This is a genomic window from Azospirillum aestuarii, from assembly GCF_016632405.1.
Lineage (GTDB): Bacteria > Pseudomonadota > Alphaproteobacteria > Azospirillales > Azospirillaceae > Azospirillum > Azospirillum aestuarii.
Genome location: NZ_JAEPIV010000002.1, coordinates 551,266 through 568,017, shown reverse-complemented (window position 1 = coordinate 568,017; position 16,752 = coordinate 551,266). Strand labels below are relative to the sequence as shown.

Annotated in this window: 10 protein-coding genes; 7 read left to right on the top strand and 3 right to left on the bottom strand. The window is 72.2% G+C overall.

From position 1 onward, the window contains the following. The gene (locus JJL56_RS07295; protein WP_200484765.1) at nucleotides 1–1,380 is read left to right on the top strand and encodes an ATP-binding protein; all 1,380 of its coding nucleotides are present in this window, start codon (nucleotides 1–3) and stop codon (nucleotides 1,378–1,380) included. A 236-nt stretch (nucleotides 1,381–1,616) separates the two neighbouring features. Continuing rightward, complete coding sequence (locus JJL56_RS07290; protein WP_145622977.1) at nucleotides 1,617–2,978, top strand: NAD(P)/FAD-dependent oxidoreductase; 1,362 nt, start codon at nucleotides 1,617–1,619, stop codon at nucleotides 2,976–2,978. Between the two features lie 9 nt (nucleotides 2,979–2,987). Here JJL56_RS07290 and JJL56_RS07285 read toward each other — a convergent pair whose 3' ends face one another. After that, the gene (locus JJL56_RS07285; RefSeq protein WP_200484762.1) at nucleotides 2,988–5,393 is read right to left on the bottom strand and encodes a PAS-domain containing protein; all 2,406 of its coding nucleotides are present in this window, start codon (nucleotides 5,391–5,393) and stop codon (nucleotides 2,988–2,990) included. Nucleotides 5,394–5,480: 87 nt separating this feature from the next. Then, nucleotides 5,481–9,095, bottom strand: a complete 3,615-nt coding sequence (locus JJL56_RS07280) for an ATP-binding protein (protein ID WP_200484759.1) — start codon at nucleotides 9,093–9,095, stop codon at nucleotides 5,481–5,483. 192 nt (nucleotides 9,096–9,287) lie between these two features. On the opposite strand from JJL56_RS07280, the gene JJL56_RS07275 reads away from it, so the two are divergent. The 5 genes from JJL56_RS07275 to JJL56_RS07255 all read left to right on the top strand — a co-directional run bounded on the left by JJL56_RS07275 (nucleotide 9,288) and on the right by JJL56_RS07255 (nucleotide 14,933). Continuing rightward, entirely contained in the window at nucleotides 9,288–10,331 is a 1,044-nt protein-coding gene (locus JJL56_RS07275; RefSeq protein ID WP_200484756.1) for an amino acid ABC transporter substrate-binding protein, read from the top strand. Nucleotides 10,332–10,539: 208 nt separating this feature from the next. Then, nucleotides 10,540–11,757, top strand: a complete 1,218-nt coding sequence (gene trpB / locus JJL56_RS07270) for a tryptophan synthase subunit beta (protein ID WP_145622973.1) — start codon at nucleotides 10,540–10,542, stop codon at nucleotides 11,755–11,757. After that, nucleotides 11,754–12,608, top strand: coding sequence for a tryptophan synthase subunit alpha (trpA, locus tag JJL56_RS07265; RefSeq protein ID WP_145622972.1), 855 nt, complete (start codon nucleotides 11,754–11,756; stop codon nucleotides 12,606–12,608). The genes trpB and trpA overlap by 4 nt, the downstream gene beginning before the upstream one ends. A gap of 35 nt (nucleotides 12,609–12,643) precedes the next feature. Further along, entirely contained in the window at nucleotides 12,644–13,639 is a 996-nt protein-coding gene (gene accD, locus JJL56_RS07260; protein ID WP_145622971.1) for an acetyl-CoA carboxylase, carboxyltransferase subunit beta, read from the top strand. A 7-nt stretch (nucleotides 13,640–13,646) separates the two neighbouring features. Then, the gene (locus JJL56_RS07255; RefSeq protein ID WP_200484754.1) at nucleotides 13,647–14,933 is read left to right on the top strand and encodes a bifunctional folylpolyglutamate synthase/dihydrofolate synthase; all 1,287 of its coding nucleotides are present in this window, start codon (nucleotides 13,647–13,649) and stop codon (nucleotides 14,931–14,933) included. 25 nt (nucleotides 14,934–14,958) lie between these two features. Here the strand turns inward: JJL56_RS07255 and JJL56_RS07250 are convergent, their stop codons facing one another. Next, a complete protein-coding gene (locus JJL56_RS07250) occupies nucleotides 14,959–16,671 on the bottom strand; it encodes a hypothetical protein (protein WP_200484751.1) in 1,713 nt (570 codons plus the stop codon). Nucleotides 16,672–16,752: the final 81 nt, after the last annotated feature.

The following is a 16,752-nucleotide window of genomic DNA, read 5'->3' as shown; positions in this document are numbered from 1 at the left end:
GTGGAGACCGCCCGCAAGAGCCGCCTGCTGGTGGCCCGGCGCTGGCTGCCGGACAGCATCGCCTCGCGGCTGGTGCTGACCGTGGTTCTGGCGCTGCTGCTGACCCAGGCGGTCAGCGCGCTGGTCTACCTCACCGACCGTCCCCCGGGACCGCCCGCCCACAGCATGCGCGTCCTCGTCCAGCGCGTCACCGCCATCGTCCAGCTCGTGGAGAGCACCCCGCCGCAGGAGCGGCGGCGGTTGGTGAAGGCGATCGACGACCCCGTGCTGCGGGTGGACTGGAACCCCGAGACGCCGCGCTTCGCCAACCAGCGCGAAGGCTTTCCCTTCGACCGGCTGCGCCGCGCCATCCGCGGCGAGCTGGACGATCCCGACCGCGCCGTGGTGGTCGAGGTCCGGCGGGAGCGCCCGATGCCCGGCCCCTTCCCGGTGGACGAGCACCGCTGGGGCACCGACGTCCGGCTGTCGGTGGGGCTGAAGGACGGGTCCTGGCTGACCTTCGTCGGCGGCGACCCGCTGGAGGGGCCGTTCCGGCTGCTGCGCTTCGCGCTGTGGATGGCCGGCATCGTCGGGGCGGTGGCCCTGGTCTCGGTCTGGACGGCGCGCCGCATGACCGCCCCCATCGCGCGCTTCGCCGACGCGGCGGAGCGGCTGGGCGTGGACGGCGAGGCGCCGCCTTTGCCCGAAGCCGGCCCCCAGGAGCTGCGCGCCGCCACCCGCGCCTTCAACCGGATGCAGGCGCGTCTGGCCCGCTTCGTCGCTGACCGCACGCAGATGGTGGCGGCGATGAGCCACGACCTGCGCACGCCGCTGACCCGCCTGCGCCTGCGCGCCGAGCTGGTCGAGGACCCGGAGATGCAGCGCAAGATGCTCGCCGACCTCGACGAGATGGCGGCGATGATCAACGCCACGCTGGCCTTCGCCCGCGACGACGCCAAGCACGAGCCGCGCGGCCCGCTCGACCTCGCCGACCTGCTGCAGAGCCTGTGCGACGACCGCGTGGACGCCGGGCACGAGGCGGCCTACGAGGGGCCGGCGCACGCGACGGTGGACGGGCGCCCGGTGGCCCTGCGCCGCGCCTTCGCCAACCTGATGGACAACGCCATCGCCTATGGCGGCGGCTTGACCGTGCGGCTGTGTCTTGGGGATGGGGATTTGCGGGTCGAGATCGAGGACGGCGGTCCCGGTATCCCGGAGGCGGAGTTCGAGAAGGTCTTCGCCCCCTTCTACCGGCTGGAGCGCTCGCGCTCGCGCGACACCGGCGGGGTGGGGCTGGGGCTTGCCACCGCCCGCACGGTGGTGCGCGGCCACGGCGGCGACATCGCGCTGGCAAACCGCCCGGAGGGAGGGCTGCGGGTGACGGTGACCCTGCCGCGGTGAGCCTCATGGACTTCGCCCAGGCATCAATCTCGGAAGCTTTGCCCCCACCCCGGCCCTCCCCCGCTGCGCAGGGGAGGGAGATTGGTGCGAATGGGCGGCAGTTCCCTCCCCTGCAAAGCGGGGGAGGGTTAGGGTGGGGGAAACGATTGGCGTCCGTTGGCGCCGGATTGCACCGCAACATCGGCGGCGCATCGGCGTTTAACGGTGCAGGATCGTCTTGACCGGAGGTTGCCGCCGTGCCGCAGATCGACCGCACCCCCGCGCCCGTGGACAGCCGCCCCCATGTCGTGATCGTCGGGGCGGGGTTCGGCGGGCTGGCCTGCGCGGAGGCCCTGGGCGGGACGAACATCCGCGTCACCATCATCGACCGGAACAACTATCACCTGTTCGTGCCGCTGCTCTATCAGGTGGCGACCGCCGCCCTGTCGCCCGCCGACATCGCCGAGCCGATCCGCCGCATCGTCAGCCGCCACCCCAACATCGACGTGGTGATGGGCGAGGTGACCGGCGTCGACCGCGCCGCCAAGCGGGTGGAACTGGCCGACGGCAGTTTCGTCCCTTACGACCGGCTGGTGCTGGCGACCGGCTCCTCCTACAGCTATTTCGGGCACGACGACTGGGCGGAGATCGCCCCCGGCCTGAAAACCATCGAGAACGCCCGGCGGATACGCGCCCGGCTGCTGATGAACTTCGAGCAGGCGGAGATGTCCGAGGACCCAGCCCGTCAGAAGGCGCTGATGACCACCATCGTGGTCGGCGGCGGTCCGACCGGTGTGGAGATGGCCGGGGCGGTGGCGGAGCTGGCCCGCTTCACGCTGGCCCGCGACTTCCGCCGCATCGACCCGCGCACCGCCCGCGTCCTGCTGGTCGAGGCCGGGCCGCGCATCCTGTCCACCTTCCCCGACGATCTCGGCCAGTACGCCCGCCGCAAGCTGGAGGAGCTGGGCGTCGTCGTGCTGACCGGGCAGGCGGTGGAGAGCATCACGCCGGAGGGCGCCACGGTCGGCGGGCGCTTCATCCCGGCGGGGGCCATCGTGTGGGGCGCCGGGGTCAAGGCGTCGCCCGCCGGGTCCTGGCTGGGGGTGGAGACCGACCGCAGCGGGCGCATTCCGATCAACGCCGACCTGTCGGTGCCGGGCGTGCCCGACGTCTACGCGCTGGGCGACACGGCGGCGCTGACCGGCGACGACGGCAAGCCGCTGCCCGGTCTGGCCCAGGTCGCCAAGCAGCAGGGCGAGCATCTTGGCGGCGGGCTGGAGGCCAGCCTGCTGCGCGGCCAGCCGCTGGCGCCCTTCCGCTTCCGCAACCGCGGCAACACCGCCATCGTCGGGCGCAGCGCCGCCGTCTTCGATTTCGGGACGCGCAAGCTGAAAGGCTGGTTCGCCTGGGTGCTGTGGGCGATCATCCACGTCTATCTGCTGGTGAACTTCCACAAGCGGATGCTGGTCACCATGCAGTGGCTGTGGCGCTGGGCCACCTATCAGCGCGGCGCGCGGCTGATCACCACCGACCGTCCGGTGGCGGTCGCGGAATCGGTCACGTCACCGCATGGGGAGAAGGCCGAGCCCTTTCGAGGGGTGAGACGCGGTCAGGGCTGACCGGGCACGTCAGGAGGCGGGGGGAAGCGGCAGGACGCAGCGGAAGCGGGTGCCGTTGCCCGGCCACTCCTCGACCTCCAGCCGCCCGCCGTGCAACTCCATGACGTTGCGGACCAGCGACAGGCCGAGCGCCGCGGCGCCGCGCGGGTCGTTGCGGTCGTAGCGCGAGGGCGGGGCGGCCTCGCCCGGCCCGGCCCCGCTGCCCACGGTCAGCACGAGGGCGCCGGCGGTCCGCTCACCGGACAGCAGGATGCGGCGGTCCGCCGGCGGGTGGCGGATGGCGCCGACGACCAGGGTGAACAACGCCTGCTTCAGCCGCCGCTCGTCGCCCTCCACCTCGCCCAGCGAGGACGGGGCGGTGAGGTCGAGGCGCAGCCCCTCGCGCCGCGCCCATTCGCGGGTCAGCTCGCCCACCGTCTCCAGCAGGTCGGGCACGTCCACGGTGCCGCGGTCCAGCGTGGTCACCCCGGCCCCCAGGCTGGTCATGTCGACCACGTCGTCGATCAGCTCCAGCAGCCGCTCGCCCGCGTTGAGGACGCCCTTCACATACTCGATCTGGCGCGGGTTCAGCTCCCCGAAATACTGGTTCGCCAGCACCTCGGCGAAGCCGATGATGCCGTTCAGCGGGTTGCGCAGATGGTGCGAGACGTTGGCGATGAACTCGCTCTTCAACTGGTCGGCGGCCTCCAGAGCGGCGTTGGAGGCGCGCAGCGCCTGCTCCAGCCGGGCGCTGTCGGTGACGTCGAGATAGCTGTTCAGCACCGCCCCGTCGGGCAGCGGCAGGGTGGAGAACTCCACGACCGAGCCGTCCGCCCGCTCCAGACGGCCCGAGCGCACGGCGCGCTCCAGCGTCGCGCCGATCATCTCGTCCTTCAGGCCGTCCCAGTCGCCGCCATTCTCCAGGAAGGGCCGCATCCGCTCGAACAGGCTGGAGATGTGCGGCTCGCCCAGCAGGTCGTCGTCGTCCAGGTCCCAGATGCGGGCGAAAGCCGGGTTGGACAGCTTCAGCCGCCCGTCGCCGCCGAAGACCGCGATGCCCTCGGCCAGATTGTCCAGCGTCTCCTGCTGCACGGCGATCAGCGTGTTGTAGGAGGATTCCAGGGCCAGCGTGTTGGTCACGTCCTCCAGGATCTGCATCAGCCCGCCCAGCGGGTGCGGAGCGGCGAGGCTGCGCAGCGTCGTGCCGTCCGGCAGGTGCATCAGCTCCTCGACCGGCTCCAGCAGGCGGGTGTAGCGGCTCAGCCGTTCGCGCTTGTAGCTCTGGTAGTCGGCGTATTCGGGCAGGCGGCGGCGGGTGCGCAGCTCCTCCAGGATCTCGCCATGGGTGGGCTGGCTGCGCAGCCAGGACTCCTCCAGGTCCCACAACCGGGCGTAGGCCTGGTTGAAGAAGGTCAGCCGCGTGTCGGCGCCGAAGATGGCGATGGCGGCACCCAGCCGCTCCAGCACCTCGGCGTGGGCGGCGAGGTGGCGGTTCAACTCGCCGCGCAGCTCCTCCGCCGCCGTGACGTCCAGCGCGTAGCCGACGACCAGCGTGCCGCCGCCGTCCGGGGCGGGCAGGGGGGCTTCGGTAACCTCCAGAAGGCGCCGCTCCGTGCCGATGACGGCGGAAACCCGCTCCGACTGGGCGACCCCGCTGTGCAGCGCCCGCTGCGCAAGGGCGCGCCCGGCGCCGTCCGCGGTCAGCTCCTTGCCGCTCTCCGGGATGGCGGCTGGGTCGGACGAATCCACGGCGCGGGCGTAGGCGCGGTTGCACCAGGACAGCGTCTGTCCGGAGCCGCGCAGCCACACCGGCAGCGGCAGGGCGTCCACCGCCGCGCGCAGCTCGGCCAGGGCCGATTCGGCGTCGCGCTGGCCGCGGGTGAGCGTCTCCCGCTCGGTGCAGCGGTCGGTGATGTCCTCCAGCCAGACGACGGTCTGGTGCCCGGCGTCCCGATGCCCGGCGCCTTCCGTTCCGTTGGACGGCCCGGCGGCCCGCCGCCCGCTCAGCAGCAGGCGCCGCCCGCTGCGGGTCGTCGCCTCGATTCGGAAGCCCTCGCCCCCGCCGCGCAGGCGGCGGATGGCCTCGGCGACCCGAGGGGCGTCGGAGTCGGCGAAGGCACCCGCGATGTCCTGGCCCGGCGCCCCGCCGAGCAGCCCGGCGCAGCCCGGCGCCGCGCTGACGGCGCCATCGGCGTCCCAGGCGCACCAGGGGTGGGGAGAGGCGGCCAGCAAAGCCTCCAGGCGCGCCACGTCGGCCGCCAGCCGGTCGCTGCGGCGGCGCTCCTTGCCGGTCCAGAACAGCCCGCCGAAGCCGGCGGCGCCGAGGACGCCGGCAAAGCCCAGCACGGCGGGCGAGCCGGAGGGTCCGGCCATCAGGCCGACTCCCACCGCCAGCCCCAGCGCGGCGAAGGCGTATGATCGGGTCAGGACGTTCACGCGGGTGAGACTAGTCCACGCCTCCCGGCGGGGCAAGGCGGGCCGGGAGTGGTGCCACTTTCGGGGTGGTGCGGCCCTTTCTCCCGGCTACACCGCCTCCCCGATCCGCAGGGCGCGGATCGCCGATTCGACCGCCGGGTAGGCGGTGCGCACCGCCGTCAGGGCGTGCCCGGCCCCGTCCTGATCGCCGCGATGGGCGGCGAGTTCCAGGGCGGACGCGGCGCGGCCCAGCCGGTTGGCCCCCGCCGTGCGCGCCGCCCCGGCCAGCGTGTGGGCGGTGCCGCGGACGGCCTCCAGGTCGCTCCGCTCCAGGGCGGCGGCGGCCTCGTCCAGCAGCGGGCGGGTGGTTTCCAGAAAGAAATCCAGCATGTCCAGCGACGCCGCGTCGAATCCGCCGAAGGTGGTGCGGACATGGTCGAGGTCCAGCGTCTGCTCCGCCGTCCCGACGCCCTCCGCCGCGGGCGGCTCGTCGGGGGGCATGACGCTGCCTTCGCCCAGCGCCCGGTTCAGGGCGGCGGCGAGCTGCTTCAGGGTCACCGGCTTGGCGATGTAGTCGTCCATTCCCGCGGCGGTGCAGCGCTCCATCTCCCCGGCCAGGGCGTTGGCGGTCATGGCGATGATGGCGGTGCGCGGGCGGGGACCGGGAGCCGATTCGGCGCTGCGGATCTGGCGCGACAGCTCGTAGCCGTCCATGCGCGGCATGTGGCAATCGGTGATCAGCAGGCGGTAGGGCCGCGCCCTCCAGGCGGTCAGCGCCTCCAGCCCGTCGCCGCTCAGGTCGGCCTCGAAGCCGAGCTGGCGGAGCTGGCGCAGGATCACCTGCTGGTTCGTCGGGTGGTCCTCCGCCACCAGGATCGTCGGCGGGGGCGCCGCCGGGTTGATCACCGGGTTGATGGCCGCCGGACCACCGTCCGCCATGGCCAGCGGGGAGTCGGCGTGGCGGTCCGGCGGAACGGCGCGCCCGGCGAGGGTGGCCAGACGGCGGAACAGGGCGTCGCGGCGGATCGGGCGGCCGAGATGGTCGTGGCGCGGCGGCTGACCGGCGGGCGGTGCGCCGTCCTCGTCGGTATCCGACGGGCAGTCGCCGGCCTGCTCCCGCCCGTCCACCAGATGCAGCGTGGGCGGCGGGCGGACCCCGGCGGCGACGACGCGGGCCAGCACCGCCGGCGCCGACAGCCGCGGGTTGGGCGCGCCGGGCGCGTCGTCGGGATGGTGCTCCAGCAGGCCGTCGGAGAGGACCAGCAGGTCGGCATCGGCCATCGTCAGCAACTCCACCGCCTCGTCCGCCGTCGTGGCGTCGGCGACGGCGGCGCGCTTGTCCTCCAGCGCGCGGATCAGGACGGAGCGCTGCACCGGGTCCGGGTCCGCCACGATGATGGACAGGCCGCTCAGGTCGGTGTCGTCGCCGGGGACCGTTCGCGGATCGCCCGGCGCCAGATCGACCGTGAACCAGAAGGTGGAACCGCAGCCCGGCGCCGACTCGACGCCGATGCGTCCGCCCATCATCTCCACGAGGCGGGCGCAGATGGCCAGCCCCAGCCCGGTGCCGCCGAAGCGGCGGGTGGTGGAGCTGTCGGCCTGGCTGAAGGGCTGGAACAGGCGGGCCTGGCCGGCGCCGCTGATGCCGATGCCGGTGTCCTCCACCGAGAAGCGCAGGCGCAGCCGGTCCGACCCGGCGTCGGACGGCTCCAGCCGGGTGCGCAGGACGACCCGGCCCGCGTCGGTGAACTTGATGGCGTTGCCCGTCAGGTTGAACAGGATCTGGCGCAGCCGTCCGGGGTCGCCGCGCACCGCCGCGGGCACCTTGCGGTCGAGGTCGCAGACGAGAAGCAGCGCCTTCTGATGGGCCTGCGGGGCCAGCAGCTCCGCCACCCCCTCCACCAGCTCGCGCGGGTCGAGGTCCATCTCGTCGAGGTCGAGCTTGCCCGCCTCGATCTTGGACAGGTCCAGGATGTCGTCGATGATCCGCAGCAGCGCCGTCGCGCTGTCGCGCACGGTGGTGACGAGTTCGGTCTGCTCCGCGTCCAGCGGGCTCAGGGCGATCAGCTCCAGCATGCCCAGCACGCCGTTCATCGGGGTGCGGATCTCGTGGCTCATGGTCGCCAGGAACTCCGACTTGGACCGGGCGGCGACCTCCGCCTGCTCCTTGGCGTGGCGCAGATCCTCCTCGGCGCGCTTGCGGCCGGTGATGTCGTAGCTCCAGGCGAGGATCGCCGGCTCGCCCTCGAACTCCGTGCGCTGAAGCGTCTGGAGCGCCCAGACGCGGCTGCCGTCGGGCCGGTCCACCGCCACCTCGACGTCGCGGGCGACCAGCCCGGCTCCGTCCTGCGGGGGTGTGCGTCCCCGCAGGGTGGCGCCGGGCAGGGCCAGCGCGTGGCGGCGCCCGACGAAGGCGTCGGGCGGCAGCCCGGCCAGTTCAGCGGCGCGGGCGTTGGCGAAGGCCACGGAGCCGTCGGGCCGCCCGATCGACACGCCGACCGGGCTCTCTTCCAGGATCGCGCGCAGGCGGCGCTCGCTGTCCGACAGGGCGTGCTCGCGCGAGCGGATGGTGGCGACGAAATAGTGCAGGGCGCGCGCCATGTCGGCGATCTCGTCCTGCCCGTGGGTGGGAATGGCGACGGACCGCCCGGCGGCCGACGCGGCCATGGCCGTCTGCAGCCCGCGCAGCCGCCGCACCACGTTGCGGTGGATGTAGAGGAAGATGCCGAGAGCGCCGAGGATGGAGACCACGGCCATCGTCAGGATGGCGTTCTTGCCGTCGCGGATCACCCGCTCGAACTCGCCGGAGCGGGCGGCGATGTCCCGCTCGATGGCCAGGAAATGGTCCGACACCGCGCCGACCAGCCGGTCGGAGACGTTCTGGTTGCGCGCGATGGAGCCCTTGATGGCGCGGGCCAGCCCGATTTCCGTCAGGCGGCTGTTGAACAGATTGTGTTCCCCGAGCCCCAGCGCCTCCAGCTCCCGGTACAGCGGCTCCAGGTCGAAGGCGGCGCCGGGGGGCAGGCCGGCCACCACCTCCGCCGCGCGGTCCATCGCGGCGCGGTAGTCCTGCCGCAGCCGGTCCACCCGCGCCTCGTGGTCGGCGCGGGAGGCGGCGAGCATCAGCAGGATGGCGTGCTGCGCCTCCGCCGTCCACAGGTCGACCCGCCGTTCGACGCCCTGGGCCTCCTCCCACTCCGCCTGGGTCCGGGGGGCCGGGGTCTTGTCCCGCAGCGATTCCTCGGCGTCGCGGATGCGCTCGGCCAGCTGCATCAGGCGGCCGACCAGCCCGCCCGTCTCCGCGGCGGCGGCGAGCTGGCGCTCCACCTGGGTGTTCAGGGTCATCAGGTTGGCGATCAGCTCGTTCTTGCGGCGCTGCAGCTCGGCCACGTCGGCCACGTCGGTGCCGCGGTCGCGCAGCCGGTTCATCAGGTCTTCCAGCAGGGCGATCTGGTCGCTCAGCCGGGCCATCACCGATTCGCGCACCGACTGGCTCTGCACCGCCACCAGGGCCGGGGCGTTGGCGGCCAGCGTGCCGCTCTGCTGGGCCAGCTGCGAGGCGTTGACGAGGCCCGGCACCTTGGCCGTGGCGATCTGCTCGAACCCCTGATGGAAGCGGCCGAAGAGGGAGACGGCCACCACGCCGGTGGCGGCGGTCAGGCCGGCGATCACGGTCAGACCCGCCAGGATGCGAAACGCCACGCCCAGCCGGGGAAGCCGCATGCCCGTCCCTCGATTCTTGTCGTCCGCTTGAGATAACACGGGCAATCGACCGGGCGCAATTCACACCCCCGTGCCGCAATCGCACGCTGGGCAATGGGGCGCTGGGCAAGGGAGCGCCGGGCGGGCTTGACCCGCGCCGGTTGCCGGACCAAAGCTGACCGCAGGTGGCAGAGGGGGGAGTGGCCGATGGGCTTGGTCCGGTCTTTCGCGCGCGCCGCAATGATCGTCGCGGTCCTAGCGGCGGCGTTGGCCGCGCCAACCGGCGGGCCGCGCGCCGAAACCATGGAGGATGTGCGGGAGCGCGGGCTGCTGCGCTGCGGCGTCTCGTCCAGCGGGGCCGGTCTGGCGGCGGTGGACGACAGCGGCAACTGGCGCGGCTTCTTCGTGGACATGTGCCGGGCGCTGGCCGCCGCCGTCGCCGGCAAGGCCGACCGCGTGGAATTCGTCGAAACCAACTCCGAGAACCGCTTCGCCATCCTGCGCAACGGCGAGGTGGACGTGGTGATGGAGGGGACCACCTGGACCCTGCAGCGCGACGCCACCTTCGGCATCGATTTCCCGGCGGTCTACCTGTTCGACGGCCAGGGATTCATCGCCCACCGCGCCCAGGGCGTCGCCCGCCTGTCCGACCTGCCGCCCGGCGCTTCCGTCTGCGTGATCGAGCAGACCACCACCCTGCGCAACCTGGAGGACTGGATGGCCCGCACCGGCGTGCGCTTCCGTCTGAAACGGGTGCGCTCGACCGAAGGGGCGCTGTCGGCCTTCTTCAACCACCATTGCGACCTCTACACCAGCGACCGCATCGGCCTGCACGCCCAGCGTCTGCTGAAGGCGCCCGAGCGCGACGACTACGTCATCCTGCCGGAGGCGATCTCCAAGGAGCCGCTGGGCCCGATGGTGCGCCCGGACGAGCGGCGGTGGTTCGACGTCGTGCGCTGGGTGTTCCTGGCCACCGTCCTGGCCGAGGAGAAGGGCATCACCGCCACGAACGCCGCCCGCCTGAAGGAGGAGGCGCAGGACCCGGAGGTGCGCCGCTTCCTCGGGGCCGCCACCGGGGTCGGCTGGGGGCTGGGGCTGGACGACGACTGGGCCTTCCGCGTGGTCACGCAGGTCGGGAACTATGGCGAGATTTTCGATCGCCATCTGGGCGCCGCCTCGCCGCTGGGCATCGACCGCGGGATGAACGGGCTGTGGATGAACGGCGGCCTGCACTACGCCCCGCCGCTTGGGGGATGAGGGCGGGTGAGCGGGGGGCGGGCGGCGGCGCTCCGCCATGCCGCTTGGCCGGCCATGCCGCATTGCCTCATTGCCTTCGCCGCGGCTTTTCCCATGTTGTGGGCATGTTCGGCGAAAGGTTCGGCGAACGCTTCAAATCCGGGCGATCCGCCGCTATGGTGGCGCCTTCCGGGCGCCGCGCGGCCCGCTTCAGGCAGTTTCCCAGGCCATGACCAGACCCAACACCTACCGTTCCGGTCCCGACGAGCGCGGGCATTTCGGCATCTATGGCGGACGCTTCGTCGCCGAGACGCTGATGCCCCTGATCCTTGAGGTGGAGAAAGCCTACCGCGAGGCCCGGGCCGATCCCGCCTTCGAGGGCGCGATCCGCGAGCAGCTCAAGCAGTATGTCGGCCGCCCGAACCCGCTCTATTACGCCGAACGCCTGACGGAGAAGCTCGGCGGCGCGAAGATCTACTTCAAGCGCGAGGAGCTGAACCACACCGGCGCGCACAAGATCAACAACTGCATCGGCCAGATCCTGCTCGCCCGCCGCATGGGCAAGAAGCGGATCATCGCCGAGACGGGCGCCGGCCAGCATGGTGTGGCGACCGCCACGGTCTGCGCGCTGTTCGACATGCCCTGCGTCATCTACATGGGCGAGACCGACATCGCCCGCCAGCAGCCCAACGTCTTCCGCATGAAGCTGCTGGGGGCCGAGGTGGTTCCGGTGACCTCCGGCGCGCGGACGCTGAAGGACGCGATGAACGAGGCGCTGCGCGACTGGGTGACCAACGTCGCCGACACCTACTACCTGATCGGCACCGCCGCCGGCCCGCACCCGTACCCCGCCATGGTCCGCGATTTCCAGTCGGTGATCGGCGACGAGGTGCGCGTCCAGATGCAGGAGCTGGAGGGCCGCCTTCCGGACAGCCTCGTCGCCTGCGTCGGCGGCGGCTCCAACGCCATCGGCCTGTTCCATCCCTTCCTCGACGACCCGTCGGTGCAGATGGTCGCGGTCGAGGCCGCCGGCCACGGCATCGAGAAGGGGCCGCTGGCCCACGCCGCCTCGATCACCGGCGGGCGCCCCGGCGTCCTGCACGGCAACCGCACCTACCTGCTCCAGGATGAGGACGGGCAGATCCTGGAGGGCCACTCCATCTCCGCCGGCCTCGACTATCCGGGCGTCGGGCCGGAGCACAGCTGGCTGCACGACATCGGGCGCGTCGAGTATGTCTCGGCCACCGACCAGGAGACGCTGGACGCCTTCCAGCTCTGCGCCCGCACCGAGGGCATCATCCCCGCGCTGGAATCGGCGCACGCGCTGGCGGAGATCGTGAAGCGCGCCCCGAAACTGCCCAAGGACCACCTGATGGTGCTCTGCCTGTCGGGCCGCGGCGACAAGGACATCTTCTCCGTCGCCCAGCATCTGGGAGTGAAGCTGTGAGCGCCCTCAACGACAAGGCCGTCGACAACGGCCGCATCGCCCGGCGGTTCGCCGCGCTGAAGGCGGAGGGCCGCGCCGGCCTCGTCACCTTCATCACCGCGGGCGACCCGGATCTGGAAACCTGCCGCGCCGTCCTGCACGGCCTGCCCGCCGCGGGCGCCGACCTGATCGAGCTGGGGCTGCCCTTCTCCGACCCGATGGCCGACGGCCCGGCGATCCAGGCGGCCAGCCTGCGCGCGCTCCACGCCGGGACGACGGCGCGCAAGACGCTGGACCTCGTGCGCGGCTTCCGCGCGACGGACGCCGACACGCCGGTCATCCTGATGGGCTATTACAACCCGATCCACGCCTATGGGGTGGACCGCTTCCTGGCCGACGCGATCGAGGCCGGGGTGGACGGGCTGATCGTCGTCGACCTGCCGCCCGAAGAGGACGAGGAGCTGTGCATCCCGGCGTTGAAGGCCGGGGTGAACTTCATCCGTCTGGCGACGCCGACCACCGACGACAAGCGCCTGCCGACGGTTCTCCAGAACACCTCGGGCTTCGTCTATTACGTGTCGATCGCCGGCATCACCGGCGCGGCCAGCGCCGACAACGCCGCGGTGGGCGCCGCGGTGGAGCGTCTGAAGCGCCACACCGACCTGCCGGTGGCGGTCGGCTTCGGCATCAAGACGCCGGAGCAGGCGGCCGACGTCGCCCGCGTCGCCGACGCGGCGGTGGTCGGCTCGGCCATCGTCACGCGGCTGGCCGGCGGGCTGGACGCGCAGGGCAAGGCCCGTCCGGGGTTGGCCGAGGATGTGCTGGGCTTTGTCCGGGAACTGGCCGGCGGCGTGCGCGGCGCGCGCGTCTGAGTGCGTCGGCTGAGCGGGATATCAGGAAGAATTCGATGAACTGGCTTACCAACTACGTCCGTCCCAAGATCCGCGCCCTCTATGCCCGCAAGGAGGTTCCCGACAACCTCTGGCACAAGTGCCCGAGCTGCGAGGCGATGCTCTTCCACCGCGATCTGGAGGAGAACCTCAACGTCTGCCAGCACTGCGGCTTCCACATGCGGCTGGACCCGATCAAGCGGCTGGCCTCGATGTTCGACGAGGGCGATTACCAGTCGGTCGAGCTGCCCAAGTCGGTGGTCGATCCGCTGAAGTTCCGCGACCAGAAGCGCTACACCGACCGCCTGAAGGAAGCCCAGACCAAGACGGGCCGGCATGACGCCATCGTCGTCGGCTCCGGCCTGATCGGCGGGCAGCCGGCGGTCGTCGCGGCCTTCGACTTCGGCTTCATGGGCGGCTCGATGGGCATCGCGGTGGGCGAGGGCATCCTGGCCGCCGCCCGCACCGCCATCGCCCAGAAGGCGGCGCTGATCGTCGTTCCGGCCTCGGGCGGCGCGCGCATGCAGGAAGGCATCCTGTCGCTGATGCAGATGCCGCGCACCACCATCGCGGTGGAGATGGTCAAGGAAGCGGGCCTGCCCTACATCGTGGTGCTGACCGACCCGACGACCGGCGGCGTCACCGCTTCCTTCGCGATGATCGGCGACATCCACATCGCCGAGAAGGGCGCGCAGATCGGCTTCGCCGGCGCCCGCGTGATCGAGAGCACGATCCGCGAGACCCTGCCGGAGGGCTTCCAGCGCTCCGAGTATCTCCAGGAGCACGGCATGGTGGACATGGTCGTCCATCGCCGCGACCTGCGCCCGACCCTGTCGCGCGTCCTGACCCTGCTGATGCAGCCAGTCCTGGCCGTCGCGTCGGAAGCGCTGCCGGTCGCGGCTGTCCAGGCGGAGGAGCCGCGCAGCCAGGCGGAGGCCGCCGACGAGACGCCGTCGCAAGCTGGCGCCGAAAGGGCGGGCGCCGAGAGGACCGGCTCCGAGCAGCCGGCCTGATCCCGCGATGTCGCTCGCCGATCCGGTTCTCGACCGGCTGAAGGGGCTGCACCCCAAGGTCATCGATCTGTCGCTGGACCGCGTGCACCGGCTGCTCGCCGCGCTGGGCCATCCGGAGCGGCGCCTGCCGCCGGTGGTCCATGTGGCGGGCACCAACGGCAAGGGCTCGACGCTCGCCTTCCTGCGGGCGATGCTGGAGGCTGCGGGGCTGCGGGTGCATGTCTACACCTCGCCGCACCTCGTGCGCTTCCACGAGCGCATCCGGCTGGCCGGCACGCTGATCGACGACGACCGGCTGGCCGCCCTGCTGGAGGAATGCGAGGTCGCCAACGGCGGTGGGCCGATCACCTTCTTCGAGGTGACGACGGTCGCCGCCCTGCTCGCCTTCGCGCGGGAGCCGGCGGACGTGGTCCTGCTGGAAACCGGGCTGGGCGGGCGGCTGGACGCCACCAACGTGGTGGACCGCCCGGCGGTCACCGCGATCACGCGCATCTCCTACGACCATCGCCAGTTCCTCGGCGACACGCTGGAGGCCATCGCGGGCGAGAAGGCCGGCATCTTCAAGCCGGGCGTCCCCGCCGTGATCTTCCCGCAGCCCGCGGAGGAGGCTGCCCGCACCCTGGCAGCGCGGGCCGAGGTGATCGGCGCGCCGGTTCACGGCTGGTTGGTCACCCCGACCGATGGCGGCTTCCGCTTCGAAAGCGCCCGCCGCCGCATCGAGCTGCCGCTGCCGGGGCTGTCCGGGGCGCACCAGATCGTCAACGCCGGGGTGGCGCTGGCCTGCCTGGACCATTTGCCGGTCGTGGTGGACGACGCGGCGGTACGCCGCGGCCTCGCCGCCGTGGAGTGGCCCGCCCGCCTGCAGCGGCTGACCCGCGGTCCTCTGGTCGACGCGCTTCCCGCGGGTTGGGACCTGTGGCTGGACGGCGGCCACAACGATTCGGCGGGTGAGGTGCTGGCCGTCCAGGCTGGGCGCTGGGTGGAGGAGGAGCCGGAGCGGCCCCTGCTTCTGGTCTACGGCATGCTGGCGAGCAAGGAGCCACGTGAGTTCCTGGGACCGCTGGCGCCTTTCGTCACCGCCGCCCGCACCGTCGCCATCCCCGGCGAGGAGGCGTCGCTGACGGCCGAGGACACCGCCGCGGCCACCCGCGCCTGCGGCATCGCCGAGAGCGCGGCGGCGGCGGATGTGGCAAGTGCGCTGCAAAGTCTGAGGGGACGGGTCGCTGGACCGGCCCGCGTGCTGATCTGCGGTTCGCTCTATCTGGCGGGCATGGTCCTGGCGGAAAACGGCTGAATTTGAAGGATGGACAAGCGGGGCTTCAGCGCCCCTGCTTGCCGTCCAGTTCCAGCATGTTGCGCAGCGCGGCGAGGGTTTTGCCGAGCGCGCTCGAATCGTCCTTGGCGGTTTTCCTTCCGGACTCGCTGCCTTCCGCTTGCCTGACGGCGTCGGGCTTGGGCTTTTCCGGCTTGTTCACCGGGACCGGCTCAACGAGGTCCAGAGGCTCGTCGGCATCGTCCGGTTCCGCTTCCGGCTCCGCGGCGCGGCGCGGCAGCGGCTTGAAGCCGGGCAAGGCGTCCGCGTCGGGGCGGGTGGGCGCTTCGCTTTTCCAAGCAGGATGGGGCGGGTCGTCCAGGTCGCTTTCCGCCTCGACGAGCGCGCGCAGGGCGCGCAGCGCCTCCTCCATCTCCTGTTCCTGGGCGGACTTGCGCAGCACGGGGGCGCCGTCCTCTTCCGGCTCGTCCTCCCCATCTGCGTTGCGGTCCGCGTCATCGTCCGCGTCTTCGCGGTTCCAGAAGTCGTCGTCATCGTCGTCGGTGGCGGTGTCAGCGGCGGTTTTCCGTTCCTCCGCTTCGACCTCCTCCGGACCATCGTCGCTGTCGAAGAGCGGTTTGCGCGGCCGGCCGAACAGCGGAGTCACCACGCCGCCATCACGGTCGCCGTCCTCCTCGTCGCGGTCGGCGGCGGCCTTCTGGACCATGCTGCGCAGGGCGGCGATGGTGCGGTCCAGCGGTTCGCTGCCGGCGGGGGCGGGGGCGGGCGGGCGCTCCCACGGGGGCGGGGCCTTGTCCGGGTCGCGGATGGCGAAGCCCAGGATGTCGTCGTTGGAGGGCTCGGGGTCGTCGCTGGAGTCGTCGTCGGGGACGTCTTCATCCGGATTGCCGTCCTGCGGGGCGCCGATGGCGTCCTTGATCGAGAAAGCCGGCGGCGGGAGGGGCTGAGGGAGGGGCGGCGGCGACGCAGCCTCCTCGGCGCGGGCGCCGTCGCCGCGGCCGTCCAGGATGCTGCGCAGCGCCGCGATGGTGCGGTCGAAGGAACGGGAAGCGTCGTCCGGATCGTCTGCAACCGCCGGGTGGCTCGACCGGATGGGCGGTGCCGGCGGTGGGGCGGTGGCCTCGACCCGATCCGCTTCGTCGTCCTCACCGTCATCCTGATCGGCGTCCGGGTCCAGAAGAGTCCAGCGGCGCGGGCTCCAATCCTCGTCGTCGTCGAAATCCGTTGGGTCGTCGCGCTCGGCGGTGTCCGTGGCGTCATCGTCGTGGCCGGCAAGGTCGGCAAGCGACACCGGCTCCCACAGCGGGCGCCGGCCCGACTCGGGAGCGGCGGCGCCGTCCGCGATCAGCCGTTCCAACTCCAGATCCAGCGTGTCGGGGTCAAGCCGAGCGGCGGCCGGCGTGGGAATGGGGGGCGGCATGGCCGCCCGCATGGCCGGGGCCGCGTCCTCCGCCTCGTCCATCGGGTCGCTGCGGGTCCGCATCGCGTCGAGCAGCCCTTGCAGGGCGGCCAGCGGCCCGGCGAAGGACGGGGATTCCTCCTCCACGGACGTCGCGAAGGGCGGGGGCGCCGGGCGGCTTTCGGTGTCGCGGGAACTGCAGCGCGAGCAGCGGTAATGGGGGGCGATGGACAGGACGGGATAGTTGGGGCCGAACCGCCGGTTCATGTCCGCGCGCGGCAACACGCCCTCGTGGCCGCAGGCGCGGCAGCGGACGTGCACATCGACCTCGATGTCGCGCAGGTAAAGCATGCGTGCCATGGGCGCAGTATACGCAGCGGCGTGGCCATGCCCAGCGGATTCGCCGGCCGAGCCGCGCGCCGCGCGGCGGCCGTCGGTAAC